Annotated in this window: 1 pseudogene; it reads right to left on the bottom strand. The window is 70.4% G+C overall.

The annotated features are described in order from the left end of the window. Positions 1–493 (bottom strand): annotated as a pseudogene (locus D7W81_RS41495) (J domain-containing protein); the annotation flags it as partial.

The following is a 493-nucleotide window of genomic DNA, read 5'->3' as shown; positions in this document are numbered from 1 at the left end:
CACCCGGAGTGCTCGCGGCCGCGGCGGGGCGGGCTCCGAGCGCGCCCATGTTCTCCATGGCGCGGCGCAGGAGGCGCTGGCGCCGGAGCTTGGAGGCTTCGTCGGGGTTGGAGGGGTCTTCGGCCGCCACGTCGTCCTCGTCAAAATCCCAGTCGTCCAGATCTCCGGACAGCTCGTCCTCAGTCTGGCCAGAAGCCCCCCCGTTGTCACCGGGGAAGGCGGCGGACCGGGGAGAAGGCAGCGGCTCGAATGTCGCTTCGACGATGGCTTCGACGAGGAATTCGTTGGCATCCCCCGCCGAGCGGACATCCGAGCGGATGAGGGCTTCCAGGTGGGCGTCCACCTGCTGGAGGGCGGCCTCGAAGGAGGCGGTGAGGTTCTGGGCGGGGTCGTTGGACTCGTCGAAGGAGACGATGCGCCACAGGTCGTCCTCGCTGGCGCGCGCGGGGCGAACGGGCGGTGTGGAGGACGCGGGGAACTTCGGGGGCTGGAC

It is taken from the genome of Corallococcus aberystwythensis, from assembly GCF_003612165.1.
Classification (GTDB): domain Bacteria; phylum Myxococcota; class Myxococcia; order Myxococcales; family Myxococcaceae; genus Corallococcus; species Corallococcus aberystwythensis.
Note: the sequence above shows the minus strand (reverse complement) of the source record. Positions and strands in the feature narration are given on the sequence as shown.